General features: G+C 72.9%; 16 protein-coding genes. 6 read left to right on the top strand and 10 right to left on the bottom strand.

All coding sequences use genetic code 11. The features are described 5' to 3' along the window. Nucleotides 1–8 precede the first annotated feature (8 nt). From ACFVS6_RS08975 to ACFVS6_RS08965, 3 genes are read right to left on the bottom strand one after another with little or no spacing between them, the layout of a single operon-like run. Complete coding sequence (locus ACFVS6_RS08975) at nucleotides 9–962, bottom strand: transporter (RefSeq protein WP_389701998.1); 954 nt, start codon at nucleotides 960–962, stop codon at nucleotides 9–11. After that, the gene (locus tag ACFVS6_RS08970; RefSeq protein WP_389701996.1) at nucleotides 959–1,888 is read right to left on the bottom strand and encodes an ABC transporter ATP-binding protein; all 930 of its coding nucleotides are present in this window, start codon (nucleotides 1,886–1,888) and stop codon (nucleotides 959–961) included. Before ACFVS6_RS08970 ends, ACFVS6_RS08975 begins: the two co-directional genes overlap by 4 nt. After that, the gene (locus ACFVS6_RS08965) at nucleotides 1,885–2,307 is read right to left on the bottom strand and encodes a GntR family transcriptional regulator (protein WP_389701995.1); all 423 of its coding nucleotides are present in this window, start codon (nucleotides 2,305–2,307) and stop codon (nucleotides 1,885–1,887) included. Before ACFVS6_RS08965 ends, ACFVS6_RS08970 begins: the two co-directional genes overlap by 4 nt. A 244-nt stretch (nucleotides 2,308–2,551) precedes the next feature. On the opposite strand from ACFVS6_RS08965, the gene ACFVS6_RS08960 reads away from it, so the two are divergent. Continuing rightward, nucleotides 2,552–4,948 (top strand): D-alanyl-D-alanine carboxypeptidase, encoded by a 2,397-nt coding sequence (locus ACFVS6_RS08960; RefSeq protein ID WP_389701993.1) that lies wholly within the window; start codon nucleotides 2,552–2,554, stop codon nucleotides 4,946–4,948. Nucleotides 4,949–5,043: 95 nt separating this feature from the next. On the opposite strand, the gene ACFVS6_RS08955 is transcribed toward ACFVS6_RS08960, so the two are convergent. Further along, on the bottom strand, nucleotides 5,044–5,616 hold the full coding sequence (locus ACFVS6_RS08955) for an XRE family transcriptional regulator (RefSeq protein ID WP_281208527.1): 573 nt from the start codon (nucleotides 5,614–5,616) through the stop codon (nucleotides 5,044–5,046). 125 nt (nucleotides 5,617–5,741) lie between these two features. On the opposite strand from ACFVS6_RS08955, the gene ACFVS6_RS08950 reads away from it, so the two are divergent. From ACFVS6_RS08950 to ACFVS6_RS08935, 4 genes are all read left to right on the top strand, one after another. Further along, nucleotides 5,742–6,521, top strand: coding sequence for an ABC transporter permease (locus ACFVS6_RS08950; RefSeq protein WP_389701991.1), 780 nt, complete (start codon nucleotides 5,742–5,744; stop codon nucleotides 6,519–6,521). Then, a complete protein-coding gene (locus ACFVS6_RS08945) occupies nucleotides 6,518–7,234 on the top strand; it encodes an ABC transporter ATP-binding protein (RefSeq protein ID WP_389701989.1) in 717 nt (238 codons plus the stop codon). Before ACFVS6_RS08950 ends, ACFVS6_RS08945 begins: the two co-directional genes overlap by 4 nt. A gap of 124 nt (nucleotides 7,235–7,358) precedes the next feature. After that, a complete protein-coding gene (locus ACFVS6_RS08940) occupies nucleotides 7,359–8,378 on the top strand; it encodes an ABC transporter substrate-binding protein (protein ID WP_389701987.1) in 1,020 nt (339 codons plus the stop codon). Nucleotides 8,379–8,440: 62 nt separating this feature from the next. Next, nucleotides 8,441–9,550: an aryl-sulfate sulfotransferase gene (locus ACFVS6_RS08935; protein WP_389701985.1), complete on the top strand. Its 1,110-nt coding sequence runs from the start codon at nucleotides 8,441–8,443 to the stop codon at nucleotides 9,548–9,550. 69 nt (nucleotides 9,551–9,619) lie between these two features. On the opposite strand, the gene ACFVS6_RS08930 is transcribed toward ACFVS6_RS08935, so the two are convergent. Continuing rightward, nucleotides 9,620–9,820 (bottom strand): hypothetical protein, encoded by a 201-nt coding sequence (locus ACFVS6_RS08930; protein WP_389701983.1) that lies wholly within the window; start codon nucleotides 9,818–9,820, stop codon nucleotides 9,620–9,622. Nucleotides 9,821–10,081: 261 nt separating this feature from the next. Here ACFVS6_RS08930 and ACFVS6_RS08925 point away from each other — a divergent pair, with 261 nt between their 5' ends. Beyond that, nucleotides 10,082–11,677, top strand: a complete 1,596-nt coding sequence (locus ACFVS6_RS08925; RefSeq protein WP_389701981.1) for a phospholipase D-like domain-containing protein — start codon at nucleotides 10,082–10,084, stop codon at nucleotides 11,675–11,677. A gap of 60 nt (nucleotides 11,678–11,737) precedes the next feature. On the opposite strand, the gene ACFVS6_RS08920 is transcribed toward ACFVS6_RS08925, so the two are convergent. From ACFVS6_RS08920 to ACFVS6_RS08900, 5 genes are all read right to left on the bottom strand, one after another. Continuing rightward, nucleotides 11,738–12,121, bottom strand: coding sequence for a hypothetical protein (locus ACFVS6_RS08920; RefSeq protein ID WP_389701979.1), 384 nt, complete (start codon nucleotides 12,119–12,121; stop codon nucleotides 11,738–11,740). 374 nt (nucleotides 12,122–12,495) lie between these two features. Continuing rightward, nucleotides 12,496–13,413, bottom strand: a complete 918-nt coding sequence (locus ACFVS6_RS08915) for a MurR/RpiR family transcriptional regulator (protein ID WP_389701978.1) — start codon at nucleotides 13,411–13,413, stop codon at nucleotides 12,496–12,498. A 111-nt stretch (nucleotides 13,414–13,524) separates the two neighbouring features. Continuing rightward, nucleotides 13,525–14,334 (bottom strand): hypothetical protein, encoded by an 810-nt coding sequence (locus ACFVS6_RS08910; RefSeq protein ID WP_389701977.1) that lies wholly within the window; start codon nucleotides 14,332–14,334, stop codon nucleotides 13,525–13,527. Next, the gene (locus tag ACFVS6_RS08905; RefSeq protein ID WP_389701976.1) at nucleotides 14,334–15,608 is read right to left on the bottom strand and encodes a VWA domain-containing protein; all 1,275 of its coding nucleotides are present in this window, start codon (nucleotides 15,606–15,608) and stop codon (nucleotides 14,334–14,336) included. The genes ACFVS6_RS08910 and ACFVS6_RS08905 overlap by 1 nt, the downstream gene beginning before the upstream one ends. A gap of 88 nt (nucleotides 15,609–15,696) precedes the next feature. Next, complete coding sequence (locus tag ACFVS6_RS08900; RefSeq protein ID WP_389701974.1) at nucleotides 15,697–16,890, bottom strand: cytochrome P450; 1,194 nt, start codon at nucleotides 16,888–16,890, stop codon at nucleotides 15,697–15,699. Between the last annotated feature and the right edge of the window lie 52 nt (nucleotides 16,891–16,942).

Raw genomic sequence — 16,942 nt, 5'->3', positions numbered from 1 at the left:
ACGGCGGGTCAGGCCGTGCGGCGGCGCAGGACGGCCAGCGTGACGGCGACCAGGACGGCAGCCAGGCCCAGGTAGAGCGCGGTGTCGATCCACTGGAACGTCCAGAAGTCGCCGCTGGGATAGACCTTGTGGTAGCGGCTGGTGAAGCCGTTCTCCTCCATGCAGCGCCGGGCGTCCTCGCCGGACGTCTGGCACCACTTGCCGATGGAGAACTCCCGGCCGTCCGGCGTGCGGTAGCCGAACTCGCCCGTCGACCAGGCGCTGCCGACGAGCCGCTTGGGCGTCATGCCGGGGGTGATCCGGACCTCCGGGTCGATCCAGGAGGTGCGGAAGAAGTTGATGGCGAGCATCGCCGCGCCGATCGCGCCGAACGCCGCTCCCATCGCCGGCAGGACCTTGCCCACCAGGAGCCCCGCGAGGGTCCCCGCGGCGAGGGCGAACAGCGCCGTGGCGAGCGGGGCCGGACCGGTCGCGTTGTAGACGGCGGCATCGTGCCAGTAGGGGCCTTCGAGGGTGTTCGCGATGGGCAGCCACCACCACGCGACGAGGGCCCCGACGACCGCGGAGGTCAACAGGGCGAACAGCGCCGCGAGACCGAAGCGGGCGGCGAACCAGCCGCGCGGGTCGACACCCTGGGTGAGGCCCACCTTGAAGGTGCCGCTCTCCAACTCCCGGCCGATGAGGGGGGCGCCCCAGAACACGCCGATGAGGGCCGGGATCGAGAACCCGAGGGTGCCGAGCATCCGGATGCCGTCGACGTTGCCGTTCATGATCTCGTAGGTGGCGACGCTCTCACACCCGCCGTTCCACCCCGGGCAGGGCACCCACCCGTACTCCTCGATCAGCTGCACCATCCCGGAGCGTTGGTACGCCACCCACACCGCGCAGCCGACGAGCAGCGCGGTCGCGGTCAGGATGAGCAGGCGTTGCTGGCGCCAGGCCAGCCAGAGCGCGCCCTTCATGCGGCGGCCTCCGTCCTCGTGGGGTCACCGGCAGGGCGCGCGGAGCGCAGGTGGGCGAGCAACAGGGTTTCCAAGGAAGGGGTTTCGGCGATCCACCGGTCCCCCGGCACGAAGGATCCGCCGGGGGGCGTACGGACCAGGGCGGTGACCTGACGGCCACTGGCGGCGACGTGCACGACGGTGTCCCGGTCGAACGCGCGCGGCAGGCCGTCGGGTTCCATCGGGTCGGCGCGGCCGGTGAGCCAGGTGTGCGCGTCGCACAGCTCCGCGGCGTCCCCGGCGAGCCGGACGGAGCCGCCCTGCAGGAGGACCACGTGGTCGCAGACGTCCTCCATCTCGGCCAGGACGTGCGAGGACATCACGATTCCCGTACCGCGTTCGGCGGCTTCCGTCATGAGCAGGCTCATGACCTCGTGCCGGGCCAGCGGGTCCAGGTCGGCGAGCGGCTCGTCCAACAGCAGCAGGTCGGCTCGCTTGCCGAGGACCAGCGCCAGGGCGACCCGGGTCCGGTTGCCGCCGGAGAGCGAGCCGATCCGGGCGCCGAAGGGGATGTTCCCCTGGCGTACGAGCCGTTCCGCCGCGGCCCGGTCCCATTGGCCGGGGTTGAGCCTGCGGCCCAGACCGAGGGTCTCCTCGACGGTGAAGCCGGCGTGGAGCGGCTTCTCCTGGGCCAGGTAGGCCGTGCGCCGGCGGGCCTCGGGGGTGCCGGGGGCGGCCCCGAAGACGCTTATTCGACCGCCGGTCGGGCGCATCAGCCCCGCGGCGAGCTGGAGCAGCGTGCTCTTGCCGGCGCCGTTGGGCCCGACGAGCGCGGTGATGCGTCCTGGGGAAAGCTCCAGGTCGCACCCGCGCAGGGCGGGCCTGCCGCGGAACTCCCGCCCGAGGCCCGTCGCCCGAAGTGCCGGAGCGTGGGTCGGATCGCTCACGCCGTTTCCTCTCTCGACGTACCGGGCCCCTCGGACCCGGATGTGCTGAAACTTTCGTCCACGGCCGCCGCGACGAGCGCCGTGATGTCCTCCCGGCCGAGACCCGCCTCGCGCGCCTGGAGCATCCAGGCGGCCAGGCCCAGGCGCAGCGGCGAATCGGCCGCCGCCCCGGGGTGGGACAGGGACCGCCGCACGAAGGTCCCGGCTCCGGGGCGCGGTTCGACGAGCCCCTCGCGCTCCAGCTCCCGGTAGGCCTTGAGGACGGTGTTCGGGTTGATGGCGGTCGCCGCGACCACTTCGCGCGCCGTCGGCAGCCGGTCACCCGGTTCGAGCACACCCAGCCTCAGCGCCTGCTTCACCTGGGTGACGAGCTGCAGATAGGTGGCGACGCCGCTACGGCGATCGACTCGGAATTCCATCAGCTCCACCTCATTCCACTAACACGTTAGTGGAATAGTGCAGGGTGGTGTCGTGATCGTCAAACCGCGGCGGAGTATGACCGAACGGTCACAGCTTCCGGCGCGGGGAACGCGGTGGCCGGGACGTACATCTAGGGATGCGGCGGGCTCCGACGGGGCGCGCCGACGTGTCGGCAAGAACCGGCCGGACCGGCGCCGCGCGAGCGGCCGGGGCGGCCGTGAGCAGCAAGGTGGGGCGCTGGAGATGAAGGCGGAATCGGTGGCGGGCGAGGCGACGGCGGCCGGTGGCGACGGAGCGTCGGAGAACGAGACGACCGCCACGGCCCCGGATCGGGACCGGGACCGACGGGACGCCCCGGGCCCGCAGGACGCCGAGCGCCGGGTGAAGACCCCGAGCCCCGCGGAGGCTTCCGGAGAACCGGCCGCCCCGGAGGACGCGGAGGGCACGGAGGACCCCGCATCGGACCCCGGCGAGCGAACCGCGCGGGCGGACGCGTCGGAAACGGCGGATGCGGACTCGGACGCGGACACGGACACGGACACGACGGACGCGGACTCCACCGCTGGGGCACATGCGGATGCGGAGATCGAAGCGGAGGCCGACGCCGACTCCGAAGCGAGCGGAAGCGCGGGTACCGACGCGGCCCCGGGCGCCGACGCGCAGGGGGATGCCGACTCCCCGGAGCCGGAACCGGAACCGGCGACCGACCGCACCGGGGAAGGCACCCCGGGCGGGGCCGGTACGCAGCGACCCTCGATCGAACTCCCCGAGGAAGAGGCGGGGCCGGACCCCGCCGACGCCGAGCACGCCGCCGACGAGCAGGCCGCCGAGCCCGTATCCGACCCCCGCGTGCGGCACGACGCCCCGGAAGCGGAAGCCGCGCCGCGGACCTCGGACCCGGAGACCGAGCCCCCGGCCGCCGAAGCCGACGCCGAAGCCGATGCGGACGCGGACACCGATCCGGACGCCGACGCCGACGCCCCGGACACGGAGGCCGACCCCGACGCCCCGGACGCCGAAGACCCCGACGACGCCCCCACCGCACCGGATGCGGAGCCCGCCCCCGAGGGCACGGACCCCGGACCCGCCGATGCCGAAGCCACCGAACCCGAGTCAGACCCCGAACCGGCCGAAGCCGCCGACCCCGAGCCCGCGAAGCCGGAGCCGAAGCCCGAACCCGCGAAGCCCCGACCCGCGAAGCCCGAGCCGGCCGACGACCCCGAGCGGACCAGTACGTTCGTCGCGCTCAAGGACGCCCGTCCGGCCCCCGCGCGGGCGACCGCGCCGCCCGCCCCCGTCGAGCTCCCGGCGGCGGAGCGCACGCGGGAGGCGCCGCTGCCCCCGCTCGACCTGCTGGCCGAGCTGACCAACACCGCTCCCCCGCCGGAGACCCCGCGGCGTACGATCACGCGCCGCGTCAAGGTGTGGACTCCGATCGTGCTGCTGCTCGGCGGCGCCGTCGTCGGGGCGCAGTTGCTGCGCCCCCTGCCGGCGCCGCAGCTCGTCGCCGACTCGACCGCGTACGCCTTCGAGGGGAGCACGCAGATCCCCTGGCCCGCCAAGGGTCAGGCGGCGGTCCGCGTGCCGGGCTCCGGGGACATCGGCTCGTTCGGCGAGCAGAAGCCCGTACCGACCGCCAGCGTCGCGAAGGTGATGACCGCCTACGTCATCCTCAAGGGGCATCCGCTGCGCAAGAACGAGGCCGGTCCCCGCATCGAGGTCGACGCGGCGGCGGTGGCCGACGGCGCCGCCGAGGACGAGTCGCGGATCGAGGGGCTGACGGCCGGGCAGACCTTCGGCCAGCAGGACATGCTCAAGATGCTGATGATCCCTTCGGGCAACAACATCGCGCGCCTGCTGGCCCGTTGGGACACCGGTACCGACTCCACGGCCGCCTTCGTCGCGAAGATGAACGCGGCCGCGAAGGAACTCGGGATGAACGACACCACGTACACGGATCCCAGCGGGTTGGACGCCGGTACCGTCAGCACGGCCGCCGATCAGATCAAGCTCGGCGAGGCGGTGATGAAGGAGGAGGCGTTCCGGGCGATCGTCGCGATGCCCAACGCGACCATCGAGGGCCTGCCGAAGCCGATCATCAACAACAACGACAACCTGTTGCTGGCCAACGGTCTGAGCATCAAGGGGATCAAGACCGGGTCGAGCACGCCGGCCGGCGGCACCCTGCTCTGGGCCGCGTACAAGACGGTCGGGAGCGAGACGCAGCTGATCCTCGGCGCGATGATGGAGCAGCGCGTGGACGGCCCCGACCCGAACGCCACCAAGGCCCTGGGCCTGGTGAAGGACAACAGCCGGAAGGTCATCGAGGCGGTCCGTGCGGCACTGACCTCGACGACGGTCATCCGCAAGGGTCAGCTCGTCGGCCACCTGTCGGACGGCCTCGGGGGTTCGACTCCGCTGGTGGCCACGAAGGACGTCAACGTCATCGGCGTGCCGGGGCAGGAGCTGCGGCTGTCCCTCACCCCGGGCACGAAGTCCGTTCCGCACGAGGCGAAGGCGGGGACCGAGGTCGGCGTGCTCACCGTGGGCGAGGGCGACGGCGCGAAGTCCGTACCGGTCGCCGTGGAGGGGGCGTTGGACGGGCCGTCGTTCGGTGCGCGGGTGACGCGGCTGTCCTGACGCGGTCCCGGTTCAGCAGGACCCCGCCCCGCTCACGCCCGGGCCGTCCGGACGGCGCCGCTCGCCCGTCCGGACGGCCGACCCGGCCGCCCCGCCTACGCGTTCGCGATGACGAGCAGGGTGCGGGCGGGAGCCGTGCGCCCGCCCAGTCCGCAGCGGTGCGGGATCTCGCCCCGGTGGTGGGCGCTCTGGCCGGCGCGCAGGACGAGCGGTTCCTCGCCCTCGACCTCCAGGACCAACTCGCCCTCCAGGACGTAGAGGAAGTCCTCGCCGGGGTGCTCGAACCAGCCGCGTTCGCCCCGGCCGGGTTCGAAGTGGTGCTCGTAGGCCTCCATCAGCCCACTGCTCCCGCCGGGGATGAGGACTTTCGCCACCTGTCCGGCGGCCTCGCTGACGCGGATGACCTGCGGATCGCTCTCGTGGCTGACGACACCGGGCCGGTCGGGGCGGCGCAGGAAGGTGCCCGGCGCCACGTCGAGGGCTTCGGCGATGCGGTAGATCGAGCTGAGGCTGGGCGTGGCGAGTCCGCGTTCCAGCTGGCTGAGGAAGGGCTGCGAAAGGCCCGAGCGGGTGGCCAGTACGGCCATGGAGACGCGGCGGGCGGTGCGGCAGCCGCGGATCGCCCGCCCGACCTCGATCGCTTCGGGGGTGGGTTCGGGTCGAGACACGCTGGTGAACGTACCCCATCGCCGATCTTCGCCCGGGGGGTCCCGGGAGGTTTCGCACCGCTGCAACACCCCGTTAATAAGCGTGGTCAATTATTGACCTCACTTATCAACGAAGGAGTCCTCGCGTGCAAGCCACCCCAACACCCGTGGGCCGGGCCCTCGGCCGGCTCGGGCCCGCCCTGGGCGCGGCCGGTGCGGTGCTCGCCCTCTGGTCACTGGCCGCCTGGTCCGGCGCCGTGGCTCCGGGGCTGCTGCCCACCCCCGCCGAGACGGTCGCGGCGCTCGTCGACAGCGCCCGCAGCGGGGTGCTGGCCACCGACCTGAGCGCCAGCCTGGCCCGGGCCGGCCAGGGCTTCGCGCTCGGCGCCGTGATCGGGGGCGCGCTGGGCTTCGCGACGGGCTACCTGCCCCGGCTGTCGGCCGCGGTGACCCCGGTGGTCTCCTTCCTGCGCCCGATCCCGGCCATCGCGCTCGTGCCGCTGGCCACGGCCTGGTTCGGCATCGGTGAGAGCGCGAAGCGACTGCTGATCGCCTACGCCGTGCTGCTCGCCGTCTGGCTGTACGTCCACGACGGTGTGTCGCGCGTCCCCGTCTCGCACCTGCGGGCGGCCCGCTCGCTGGGGGCACCGCTGCACCGCCGCTTCACCGAGGTGCTGCTGCCGGCGGCCGCTCCCGCCCTGCTCGCCGCGCTGCGGTACGGCGCGTCCGTGGCGCTGCTGGCCCTGGTGGCCGCCGAACTGGGCGGCGCCGACGCGGGGTTGGCGTACCGGCTCCAGGTGGACGGACAGTTCCTCCGGGTGGACCGGATGTTCGCGGGGCTGTTGGTGCTCGGCTTGCTCGGGGTGGCCGCCGATCTCGTGCTCGCCGCCGTCGGCCGTCGCTTCGTGCACTGGAGCGCGTCATGAGCCTGACGGTACGACTGGAGGGGCTGTCGGTCGGGTACGGCGACGCCCCGGTGCTGGAACCCACCGACCTGGAGTTCCCCGCGGGTTCGTTCACCGCGCTGCTCGGGCCGAGCGGCTGCGGGAAGTCCACCGTGCTGAACACGGTGGCCGGGTTCGTCCGCCCGGCGGCGGGGCGGGTGACGGCCGGGTCGGAGCCCGTGCTGGGGCCGGGCCCGGACCGGGGCGTGGTCTTCCAGCACTACGCGCTGTTCCCCTGGCGCACGGCCCGCGGCAACGTCGAGTTCGCGCTCAAACGGTTCGGGTTGCCCCGCCCCGAGCGCCGCGAGCGGGCGCTGGCCGCGCTGGAGGAGGTCGGACTGGCCGACGGCGCGCAGAAGTACCCGGCGCAGTTGTCGGGCGGCATGCAGCAGCGCGTGGCGCTGGCCCGCGCCCTGGCCGCGCGTCCCGAAGTCCTGCTGATGGACGAGCCGTTCGGCGCGCTGGACGCACTGACCCGTTCCCGGATGCAGGGCCTGTTGCGGGAGCTGTGGCGGCGCAGCGGCACCACCGTGCTCTTCGTGACGCACGACATCGACGAGGCGCTCGCCCTCGCCGAGCGGGTCGTCGTCCTCGGCGGGTCCCCCGGCCGGGTCCTGGCCGACCACGCGGTGGCGCCCGGCCCGCCCGACCCTGACCTGCGCGCGCTGATCGCCCGCCACCTCGGCGCGGGCTGAGCGCAGCCCCCGCTCCGCCCACGAACCCTCTCCGCACTCCCCCGCCCTCTCCGTACTCCCCCCTGCCCTCTCCGCACCTCCCCACCCTCTCCGTACTCCCCCTGCCCCGGAAGGACCCCTGGCCATGCCCGGACCCCGATCCACGACCAGACCCCGCGCGGTGGCCGCCGCGTTCCTGGCCTCCCTGCTCTGCGTCCTCGCCACCGCCTGCGGCGGTGGGGCCGCCACCCCGTCGAAGTCCGGCGGGCGGCACGCCGTGACCGTGGCCGGCAGCGATCACTTGGGCGGCGCCCCCGTCCACATCGCCGAGGAGCGCGCCCTGTGGGCCGCCGAGGGCGTCGACGCCACCGTGACCACCCTGCCCACCGGCCGCGACGCCCTGAACGCCGTGCTCGGTGGCCAGGCGCAGCTCGGGATCGTGGGCGACCTGCCCGCCGTGACGGCCGCGCTGAGCGGGCGCGACGTGCGGATCGTCGCCGACCTCTCGCGGTTCTCCGACTGGCGGCTGCTGTCCGCCACCGACCGCGCGATCACCGGTTTCGCCTCGCTGAAGGGCCGCAAGGTCGGGGTGCCCCGGGGCACGAACGTCGAGTACGCGCTGAGCCGGATGCTGGCCTCGGCGCAGCTGACCGCGGCCGACGTGACCGTCGTCAACCTGGCCCCCAACCAGGTCGCGGCGGCGTTGGCCCGCGGCGACATCGACGCCGGCGTCACCTTCCCCAGCTTCTACGACGCGGCCCGCACCGCGCTCGGCGACCGCTATGCCGAGCTCCCCTTCACCGGCTACACCGCGCGGACCCTCCTCATCGCGGGCCCCTCCGCGGGTGACGAGGCCGTGACGGCGGTCCTGCGTACGGTGCTGCGTGCCCAGCAGGCGGCGACCGCAGATCCGGCGGCCGCCCGGGCCGCCGTGGTCGCCCAGTCGAAGGGCGCACTCCAGGCGGGCTACGTCGATGCCTACCAGCCCCGCTACACATACGGCGCGAGCCTGTCGCCCGAGTTGCTGACGCAGTTGACGGACGAGGCCGCCTGGGCCAAGGCCACGCAGTCCCTGCCCGGCGACGCCGATCGGGCGGCCCTGCTGGCGCGGTTGCGCCCGGGTCCGCTCAAGACCGCCGATCCGGCGGCCGTCACCGTCGGCTGACCTCCGGCCCGCCCCGTCGCACCCGGTCACACCTTCCGACCACCCACCACAGGAGCTCCCCCATGACCGTCGATCAGAACACCCTGCGCCGCCGCGGTACCGGCCTGCGCGCCCACGACCCCGAACGCAGCCACGGCGGCTACACGCTCTACACCCCGATCACGGGGGACGGCGAGATCCACCTCGTCGACATCGAGGGCCGCACCGCGCACACCTGGACGTCCCCGTACCCGCCCGGCCGGCAGGCGCAGCTGCTGCCGAACGGCAACCTCTTCTACGCGGCCAAGGACACCTCCGGACCGACGCTCTTCCCGATCTGGGACGTGTACCACGGCGGTATCTTCCAGGAGCTCGCCCCCGACTCCACCGTGCTGCGCGAGGTCCGGCACCCCTTCCACCACCACGACGCCTCCGTGCTGCGCAACGGCAACCTGCTCATCACGGTGGTGGAGCCGCTGTCCTCGGCCGACGCCGCCCGGATCCGCGGCGGCATCCCCGGCTCGGAGGCCGCGGACGGGGTGATCTACGGGGACGTGGTGTACGAGCTGACCTGGGACGGCGAGACGGTGTGGCGTTGGGCGGCCATCGAGCACCTCGACCCCGAGGAGGTCCCGCTCAACCCGCACTTCGCGCGTGAGCACTGGCCGATGGCCAACACCGTCAACGAGCTCGCCGACGGCGGCATCGTGATCGGCTTCCGCAGCGCGTCCACGACGGTGGCCGTGGACCGGGCGGACGGCTCCGTGCGCTGGCGGTTCGGGCCCGACGTCCTGGCGCAGCAGCACCATCCGCACGAGCTGCCGGGCGGCAACATCCTGGTCTTCGACAACGGGACGTACCGCGACACGACGTCCGTGCCGTACTCGCGGGTGCTGGAGCTGGATCCGGTCACGGGCGAGGAGGTGTGGGCGTACGAGGACAACCCGCCGCAGAACTTCTTCAGCCCGTACATGTCCAGTGCGCAGCGGCTGGCGAACGGGAACACGTTCATCGCCGAGGGTTCCTTCGGGCGGCTCTTCGAGGTGACCCCGGAGGGGGACGTGGTGTGGGAGTTCGTCGTCCCCGAGTTCGGCGCGTTCAGCCGGGGCACCGGTCTGGAGTCCTCGCGCGGCGCCCAGAACTCGGTGTTCCGTGCCTACCGGTACGCGGCGGAGCAGATCCCCTGGCTGTGAACGGCGGACGGCCGGTCCCGCGCCCCGGGTGACCGGGGTGCGGGACCGGCCGGAGCCGGTGCGGTCTCGTCAGTTGTCCGAGCCCACGGTGTTGTCGTGACCGGCGTTGAAGATGTCGTCCGCGGCGAACTGGAACCAGTCGCCGAAGACGAGGTTGTAGTTGTTGCCTTCCGGAACGGTCACGGTCACGTCGGCGCTCGCGGCGGAGGCGCCACCGAAGACGAGGGCGCCGGCGGCGAGGACCGTGAGGACGGAACGGACAGATCGCATGGATCCACCTTTCGAAAGGGAGGGGGCAAGCACCGAAGGTAGGCAACCGGGACCCGGCTGTCCCGGCGCCCGACGGCGTGGCCGCGAGTCCCATCCGAATGGACCAGCCCCGCGGAGGCCGCTCGGGGCGGGTGGCCGGAAGCAGACCCATCGAGGTGAACAGAGGGCTACGGGCTGGTAACTTGCGCGAGTTGATCAAGGCCGGGGGGCCCGGTTCCGTCCTGCCGCCCGGCAGAGCCACCCCCCGAGCAAGGAACCACATTGGCCCGCACCGTCCGCACGACGGCCCTCGCCCTCGTACTCTCCGCCGCACTGTTCCCCGCGACCCCGGCCTTCGCGTCCGACGCGCCCACGCCCCACCTGGACTCGGTGGAGCAGACCCTGCGCCAGGTGTCCCCCGGCCTGGAGGGCTCCGTCTGGGAGCGCAGCTCCGGCAACCGGCTGGGCGCCTCCGCCCCCGGCGGCGCCGACTGGCTGCTCCAGACCCCCGGCTGTTGGGGCGACCCCGCCTGCGCCGACCGGCCCGGCACGCGCAGGCTGCTCGACAAGACGCGGGAGGACATCTCCAAGGCCCGCCAGAGCGTCGACATATCGACCCTGGCCCCCTTCCCCGACGGCGGTTTCCAGGACGCGATCGTGGCCGGGCTGAAGGAGGCCGCGCAGAAGGGAAACCGGCTCCAGGTGCGCGTCATGGTCGGCGCAGCGCCGATCTACCACGCCACCGTGCTGCCGTCCGCGTACCGCGACGAGCTGGTCGCCCGGCTCGGCCCGGACGCCGCGAACGTCACCCTGAACGTGGCGTCGATGACGACCTCGAAGACGGCGTTCTCCTGGAACCACTCGAAGCTGGTCGTCGTGGACGGCGAGTCGGTCATCACCGGTGGCATCAACAGCTGGAAGGAGGCCTACCTCGACACCGCGCACCCGGTGAGCGACGTCGACCTCGCCCTGTCCGGTCCCGCCGCCGGCTCGGCCGGCCGGTACCTGGACACCCTGTGGGACTGGACCTGCCGCAACAAGGGGAACTGGGGCTGGAGCGCCGCCTGGTTCGCCTCGTCGAACAACGCCGGTTGCCTGCCCACGCTGCCCCGGCCCGCCTCGCCGCCCGCGGGTGGCGACGTACCCGTGCTGGCCGTCGGCGGTCTCGGCGTGGGCATCCGGCAGAACGACCCCTCCTCGACGTTCCGCCCGGTCCTGCCGTCGGCGCCCGACACCAGGTGCGGCATCGGCCTGCCCGACCGGACCAACGCCGACCGGGACTACGACACGGTCAATCCCGAGGAGAGCGCCCTGCGCGCGCTGGTGGAGAGCGCCACCGAGCACATCGAGATCTCCCAGCAGGACGTGCACGCCACCTGCCCGCCGCTGCCGCGCTACGACGTCCGGCTGTACGACGCGCTCGCGAAGAAGCTGACGTCCGGGGTCAAGGTCCGCATCGTCGTCAGCGACCCCGCGAACCGGGGGCCGATCGGCAGCAACGGCTACTCCCAGATCAAGTCCCTGTCGGAGGTCGGCGACGCCCTGCGCGGGCGACTGACGGCGCTGACCGGTGACGAGGGCCGGGCGAAGGCCGCGATGTGCCAGAACCTGCAGCTGGCGACGTTCCGTTCCGCGGACAGCCCGACCTGGGCGGACGGCAAGCCGTACGCCCAGCACCACAAGCTGGTCTCGGTGGACGACTCGGCCTTCTACATCGGCTCGAAGAACCTCTACCCGTCCTGGCTCCAGGACTTCGGCTACATCGTCGAGAGCCCGGCGGCGGCGCGCCAGCTGGCGAGCGGGCTGCTGGCACCGCAGTGGCAGTACTCCCGGGCCACGGCGACGTACGACCACGCGCGCGGCATCTGCCAGGCCTGACGGGCGACGGCCCGGTGCGCGACGTGCGCACCGGGCCGTACCCCCGCGATCCGGGAAGCCCTACCGCTTGCGCTGGGCCGGGGTGCTCACGAGCGCCTCGGACACCAGTCGCACGCTGCGGGAGAGCCTGCCCAGTTGTTCGAGTTCGATGGCGTACATCCGGATCGTGTTCTCGATGACCGCCTCGGCCATGCCCATCGTCGGCAGGTCGGCCCGGCTGGTGTGGAGCGCGACGCGCACGGCACGCATCTCGTGCTGGAGCTGGAGCTGCACGTGACGGGCGAGGAGGGCGTGGTGACGGTTGAGGGTCAGGTAGCCGCCGTAGCGGGCCGGGAGGAGGTCGCGCAGCCATCGTGCGGCGGTGCGCTCCCAGTCGTGCGTACCGGGGCTCTTGACCTGCAGGGGCCAGTCCGGGCTGCGCGTGAGGGTGGCCGTCTGGGACATTCTCGTCACTTCCGAGGGGTATCGAACTCTGATCGAGACGGTGCTGGTGGGCGGCCTCGGCCCAGGGGTTGACCGAGGCCGCCATGGGCGCCCGACGGGATCCGAAAGCCGACTCGACACCCGGTCGCACCGTGAGGAGGAGCGGTGTACAGGGTGTCCGTTCGAGGAGGACGTGGGGACGTCCGCCTTGGCATCTGGTGGATCCGGGGCGCCGCCGTCAGTAAACATATATACCGTCGAGTAGGCAAGGGTATGAAAAATTTCATGCACCTACCGACACTGAATATTTTCGATCCGTTCACGGTCCGCACCGTGTGCGCACACCCTGCGAGAAGAGGGTGCCGAGCCGGCCGCGAGCGCCCGCGTCCGGCTCGCTAGAGGAAGAATCCGTGCTGGTCGGCGACCTGCTCGTACTGTTCGAGCCGCGCCTGGGTCCGCTCCGGATCGGCGTCGGCCATCGCCTGGAGCAGGGCGGCCGACAGCATGCCGGGGGCCGCGTACGAGTCGAAGACCAGCCGGGAACCCGTACCGGCCGTGAGGGCCACCTCGGCCTCGTCGACCAGCGGCCCCAGGGTCGGGTCGGTGATCAGGACCACGCGCAGGCCGGTGCTGCGGGCCGCTCGCAGGGCCGCGAGGGTCTCGTTGGCGTGCCGGGGCATGGCGAAGGCCAGCACCCAGGTGCCGCCCGCCGCCCGGGACTGCAGGAGGGCGTCGTAGGCGACGCTCCCGCCCCGGGTGACCAGGCGGACGTCGGGGTGGATGCGGCGGGCCGCGTAGGCGAAGTATTCGGCGAGGGAGACGGAGATCCGCAGGCCGAGGACGGTCAGCGGGACGGAACGGGCCAGCTCGCGTCCGATGTCGAGAACCTGGTTGGTGTCGGCGAGCAGCCGGCGGACGTTCTCCAGGTTCTCGATCTCGGCGTCCACGGCCGCCTGGAGCTCGTTCTGGCGGATCTGCTCCCGGCTGTCCGGGGTGCCCGCGACGGCGCTCAGCGCGATCGGCTGGAGGACGTCCCGCAGCGCCGGGTAGCCGCTGAACCCGAGGGAGGCGGCGAAGCGGGTCACGGAGGGTTGGCTCACACCGACCCGCTCGGCGAGCTCGGTGATCGACAGGAACGCCGCCTCGGTGAGGTGGTCGATCAGGTACTGGGCGATCCGCCGCTGCCCCGGGGAGAGCCGGTGGCCGTCGAAGAGCGCGAGGAGACGGTCGGCCGGCGGCCTGACCTGCTCCGGCGCCCGTCCGCCCGGCGTGATCGCGGCCGCCTGGGCGCGTGCCTGCTGCCCCGATGACACCGGCGGGCCTCCTTCTCACGTCACTCGTGTTCCAACATAGCCCACGCTCCGTGTCCGGTGATCAACTCCCTGGTCGGGTACCGCCGCGCCCGGGGACGCGGCGGCACCCGCTCAGGCGGCGGTTCGGGTGCCCGCGGGGCGGCCCGAGCCGCGGGTGAGGGAGTACCCGAGGACTCCCGCGAGGGCGGCGAGCACCCCGCCGGCGGCGGTCCAGACCCAGCGGTCGGACCACCAGCCACCGGACCACCCGCCCTCGGGCGCGCGCGCCGTCCGCTGTTCCTCCGAGGCTCCCGCGATGCCGGGGACCAGCGGTTCGGCCAGGGCGGCGTCCACGGCCACGGCGCCGCCCTCGTCCTTGACGTCGGCCTCCACCTGCGCCTTGACCGGCAGGCCCAGGTCCTCCTCGGGCAGGCCGACGACCGTCAGGCGTACGTAGTAGCTGCCCGGAAGGGGGTCGTTGGCCCAGGGCTCGGCGCCGGAACGCACCGTGCGCAGGGTGCAGGAGAGTTCGGCGGTCCCGGCCTCCTTGGCCGCCGCCTTCGTCTGCGTCCCGTAGGTGCAGGCCTGGCGGCGGCGCAGTCCGTCGTAGACGTCCAGCTGCCAGGTGGCCGGGCCGTGCCGCAGGGCCGGCTCGGGCAGGGTCACCGTCGCCCGTACGGTGACCCGTTGGCCGGCGTCGACCGGGAGCACCCAGTAGAGGTAGTCCCCGGTGGAGGCGGCGGCGGTGGCCCGTTCCCCCGGCCGGAAGGCGGTCGCGGTGCGGAAGCCGGTGCCGGCCTCGGTCGGGCCGGCGGAGTCGCCGGACGCGCTCGGGGTGGGGGTCGGGCTCGGGGCCGCGGTGGCCGGGGCCGCGGCCCCGGCGAGGGCCAGCGCGGCCAGCAGCGCGGCGGCGGGTGTCCGTACAGTCCTTACGGTACGCATCAGTTGGTCCTCCGGACGGAGATGCGCCAGCGCGATATCCAGCCCCATACCAGGCCCGCCAGCAGGCCGGTGAGGGCGAGCACGGCCAGCAGCCACCAGCCGCGACCGAGCCCGAAGGACGCCACGTCGGACGCGTCGTCGGGACCGTCGACCACGTCGATGGTCAGCTCGACGGGCATGCCCGGGGCGGTCTTGACGGCCGGACCCGCGGAGAAGGAGTTGCTGACCTGGAGGCATACGGTCTCGGGTGCCGTCCCGGCGTCCCCGTCGGCGTTGTCCAGGGTTGCCTTGGGGTGGCGCAGGCCCGTCGAGATGACGTCGGTGCGGCCGTCCCCGGACTCCGATCCGCGGACGATCTCCCGTCCGTGGACGGTCGTCGCGCGCAGCAGGATCCCGTAGTCGCGGTTGACGGCGCGGTCCGCCCCGATGCTCACGGAGGCGCGCAGTTCCTGTCCGGGACGGACCTCGACCCGGTACCAGCGGTGCTCTCCGAAGGTCTCGCGGTCGGAGTAGAGGCCGGCCCCGAGCTTCGGGGCGTTCTCGCAACTCTTGGCGCCCTCCGTGGCCACCGGGGTGACGACGGGGTCCGCGGCCCGGTCGACGAGTTGTCTGACCCTGCCGGAGAGTTCGGCGGTGTGCTGCACCGAGGTGTAGGTGCCGCCGGTGGCCTCGGCGATGCAGGTGAGCTGGGCGCGGGTCTTGGCGTCCGGGACCAGGCCGAGGGTGTCCACGACGAGGTGGATGCCCTTCGCGGCGATCTCCCGGGCCACTTCGCAGGGGTCGAGCGGGGCGCAGGTGTCCTCGCCGTCCGTGATGAGGACGATCCTGCGGGTGGCGTCGCCGCCCTCCAGGTCCTGGGCGGCGCCCAGGAGGGCGGGGCCGATGGGGGTCCAGCCGGTCGGGGCGAGGGTCGCGACGGCGGTCTTGGCCTCGGTGCGGTTCAGCGGTCCGACGGGGTAGAGCTGCGCGGTGTCCTTGCAGCCGAGCGCCTTGTCCTCACCCGCGTAGCCGGCGCCGAGGGTCCGTATGCCGAGCCGTACGTCCTCGGGCACCGCGTCGAGGACCTCGTTGAAGGCCTGCTTCGCGGCGGCCATCCGGGACTGCCCGTCGATGTCCGTCGCCCGCATCGAACCGCTGACGTCGAGGACGAGTTCGACCTTGGGCGGTTCCTTGCGGGGTCCGTCGGCGGCGGCCGCGGTCGTCGGGAGGAGTCCCGCGCTGAGGGCGACGAGCAGGCCGCAGGTCGCGGCCGCCAGCCGTTTTGTTGTGATCATCGCCGGATCGTATTGAGGATCCCGCACCAATCCAAAACGGTCCGCGGCGGCCGCCGTTCACCCTGCGGAGGCCGGTACGGCGCAGGGGTTACCAGCGCACCGGGAGGTGGGTCGTGCCGTGCATCAGGGTGCCGGGCAGCCACTCCAGGGGGTCGCCGGATTCGTCGCGGGCCAGGTCGGGGAAGCGTTCCAGCAGTCCGCCCAGGGCGATGCGGCCCTCCAGTCGGGCCAACGGGGCGCCGATGCAGAAGTGCAGGCCGTGGCCGAACGCCAAGTGCCCCTGCGGGCCGCGGCGGATGTCGAAGGTGTCGGGCTCCGGGTAACGCGCGGGGTCCCGGTCGGCTCCGGCCAGGGAGACGAACACCACGGCGCCGGCGGGGATGACCGCCCCGCCGAGCTCCACGTCCCGGGCCGCATGGCGGTAGGTGGCGTTCTGCACCGGGCCGTCGTAGCGGAGCATCTCCTCGATGGCGCCGCCCAGCAGGCCGTCGGGGTCGGCCCGGAGCGCGGCCAGTTGGTCCGGGTGGTCGAGGAGGGCGCGCAGGCCGTTGGAGATCAGGTTGACGGTGGTCTCGTGTCCGGCGATCAGCAGCAGGAACGCCATTCCGATCAGTTCGTCCGGGGAGAGCGAGTCGCCGTCCTCGTCGCGGGTGCGGATCAACGCGCTGAGGAGGTCGTCACCGGGAGCCTTGGCCTTGGACTCGATGAGGTCGGCGAGATAGGCGCTGAGCTGCTGCTGGACCGTCGAGTGCAGGTCGACGGCGACGGGCGCGACGACGGCGTTGGACCACTGCCGGAAGCGCTCGCGGTCGAGGTCGGGCACGCCGAGCAGTTCGCAGATCACGGTCATCGGGAGCGGGAAGGCCAGCGCCTCGATCAGGTCGGCGGACCGTTCGGGTCGGGCCGCCATCGCGTCCAGCAGTTCGTCGGTGATCTGCTGGACGCGCGGCCGCATCGCCTCCACCCGCCGGGCCGTGAACTCCCGCGCCACCAGGCGGCGCAGGCGGGTGTGATGGGGCGGGTCGGACTCCAACATGTTGGCGCCGGCCGCCGTGGTCACGAGGTCCGGGTACATCCCCGAGGTCCGCCAGTCCTTGAGCAGGTCGGGGTGGTTCAGCGCCTGGCGGGCCTCCTCGTAGCCGACGACCAGCCAGTTCGTACTGGTGATGAGGGACATGCCGCTGACCTCGTGCACGGGCCCGACGGCGCGCAGCGCGGCGTAGAAGGAGTGGGGATCGGCGCCGAAGTCCCGCGCGGCGCTCTTGATGTCTACTACATCCATCGCTCCACACTACGAGAGCACCGCTCCCCGGAGGTGTTGGAAACCGGCCACT

Source organism: Streptomyces sp. NPDC057939 (genome assembly GCF_042887545.1).
Classification (GTDB): domain Bacteria; phylum Actinomycetota; class Actinomycetes; order Streptomycetales; family Streptomycetaceae; genus Streptomyces.
Note: the sequence above shows the minus strand (reverse complement) of the source record. Positions and strands in the feature narration are given on the sequence as shown.

What these genes read in the sequence shown, in the direction of transcription:
- ACFVS6_RS08975 (WP_389701998.1), bottom strand. Translation starts at nt 962, where the DNA reads ATGAAGGGCGCGCTCTGGCTGGCCTGGCGCCAGCAACGCCTGCTCATC.
- ACFVS6_RS08965 (WP_389701995.1), bottom strand. Translation starts at nt 2,307, where the DNA reads ATGGAATTCCGAGTCGATCGCCGTAGCGGCGTCGCCACCTATCTGCAG.
- ACFVS6_RS08960 (WP_389701993.1), top strand. Translation starts at nt 2,552, where the DNA reads ATGAAGGCGGAATCGGTGGCGGGCGAGGCGACGGCGGCCGGTGGCGAC.
- ACFVS6_RS08945 (WP_389701989.1), top strand. Translation starts at nt 6,518, where the DNA reads ATGAGCCTGACGGTACGACTGGAGGGGCTGTCGGTCGGGTACGGCGAC.
- ACFVS6_RS08940 (WP_389701987.1), top strand. Translation starts at nt 7,359, where the DNA reads ATGCCCGGACCCCGATCCACGACCAGACCCCGCGCGGTGGCCGCCGCG.
- ACFVS6_RS08935 (WP_389701985.1), top strand. Translation starts at nt 8,441, where the DNA reads ATGACCGTCGATCAGAACACCCTGCGCCGCCGCGGTACCGGCCTGCGC.
- ACFVS6_RS08930 (WP_389701983.1), bottom strand. Translation starts at nt 9,820, where the DNA reads ATGCGATCTGTCCGTTCCGTCCTCACGGTCCTCGCCGCCGGCGCCCTC.
- ACFVS6_RS08920 (WP_389701979.1), bottom strand. Translation starts at nt 12,121, where the DNA reads ATGTCCCAGACGGCCACCCTCACGCGCAGCCCGGACTGGCCCCTGCAG.
- ACFVS6_RS08910 (WP_389701977.1), bottom strand. Translation starts at nt 14,334, where the DNA reads ATGCGTACCGTAAGGACTGTACGGACACCCGCCGCCGCGCTGCTGGCC.
- ACFVS6_RS08905 (WP_389701976.1), bottom strand. Translation starts at nt 15,608, where the DNA reads ATGATCACAACAAAACGGCTGGCGGCCGCGACCTGCGGCCTGCTCGTC.
- ACFVS6_RS08900 (WP_389701974.1), bottom strand. Translation starts at nt 16,890, where the DNA reads ATGGATGTAGTAGACATCAAGAGCGCCGCGCGGGACTTCGGCGCCGAT.